Raw genomic sequence first — 1,471 nt, forward strand, 5'->3', positions numbered from 1 at the left:
CTCCCTTGGTAAAGTGATGTTTGCGCACAACACACCAAGAAGGAGGAAGCTCCTGTGAGCCACTTTACCACAACAATGCCGACGATGAAAGAGATTGAGCAATGGATTTTCCGGAAAATGCAGGAGGAATTCGCTCGTGCGATGAAGCAGGTGCTGGAGGCGCTGGATCAGCAGATCCTGGAGCAACGGGACCGAGAGCGTTATCGAGTAAAGGACGAGCGTGAAACAAGCGTCAACACGGTGTTCGGGAACGTGCGCTTCAAGCGGAGATTGTATTGTGATCGTAGAAGCGGAAAACACGTGTATCTGCTGGATCAGCTGTTGCAATTCGAAGGGCGCGGGAAAGTCAGTCCGCATTTGGAGGAGACAGCAATCGCATTCGCAAGCCAAGGACCGTCGTACCGGGACAGCGCTAAGCGGCTGGAGCAGCTGCTGGGATACAATGTGCTAAGCCATCAAGCGATCAGGGAAAAACTGATGGAGCGTGCGGAACAGCCGATGTCTGAGGTGAAGCGACGCCCAGCGCGAGTATTGTTCGTGGAAGTGGATGGGCTATACACGAAGCTGCAGCGGAGCAAGAAGCGCGGGATGGAGAACGCAATCGCGGTCGTACACGAAGGCTGGGAGAAGAACGGCAAGCGGGTGGAGCTGAAAAATAAACAGCATTACCTGCATACGAGCGGCGGCGACTTCTGGGAAGGGTTCGGGGACTTTCTGGTGGAGCGTTACGAAATCGACGAGAACACGTGGCTTGTGGTGAACGGAGACGGCGCGGCGTGGATCGGGGAATGTACATCCTACTTCCACCAATGCCTGTATATGCTGGATCGCTTTCATGTGGCGCGTGATTTGAAACGGTTTGTCGGACATTTGCCAAAGGTATGGGAGACCGTGAGACGGTCGCTGGCCAAACAGGACGCAGCCGCGCTTATGGCGGCCTTGGAAGGCGTGTCGGAGCAAGAGATAGCGGAAGAGAAGCGGAAGGATTGGAAGCCGTATAAAAGCTTTCTGAAGCGGCACGAGAAGCATTTGGACGACTACCGAAAAACACTCCAGGCGAAGGGGATCGACACAAGCGGCATGCGCCCGATGGGAAGCGCGGAATCGCAGATGCGTATATTCGCCAGGCGGACGAAGCGTGGCGGGTACAGTTGGAGTGAGCAAGGCGTCAGGGCGATGCTGAGGACGATGATGAGGATTCAAGAAGCGGGCACGGTGGTAAGAACGGTTGAAGGACAAGCGAGTAAGCAGGCAACGCCGCAGCAGCCGATAAACATGCGGCAATTGCTAAAGAACGTGACGCAACCGGTCAAGGGTTGTATCGCTGGAATGATTCGCATGCTGCAAGGACCGAAGCAAAGCAGCACAACGGGTATGGCACTCAAAGCACTTCGCGGATAACGGCAAAAAATTCTGACAAATCACTTGTATTTGATGAAAGAACGAAGCAAAGCGCTTACAAGGAAGAGGT

General features: G+C 54.4%; 1 protein-coding gene. It reads left to right on the forward strand.

Annotated elements, in window-relative coordinates:
• Positions 1 to 54 precede the first annotated feature (54 nt).
• Positions 55 to 1,401: an ISLre2 family transposase gene (locus ACFFK0_RS30600; protein ID WP_074730242.1), complete on the forward strand. Its 1,347-nt coding sequence runs from the start codon at positions 55 to 57 to the stop codon at positions 1,399 to 1,401.
• The last annotated feature ends 70 nt before the right edge of the window (positions 1,402 to 1,471 follow it).

Origin of the sequence: Paenibacillus chartarius (genome assembly GCF_042432825.1) — a bacterium.
Taxonomy (GTDB): Bacteria; Bacillota; Bacilli; order Paenibacillales; family NBRC-103111; genus Gordoniibacillus; species Gordoniibacillus chartarius.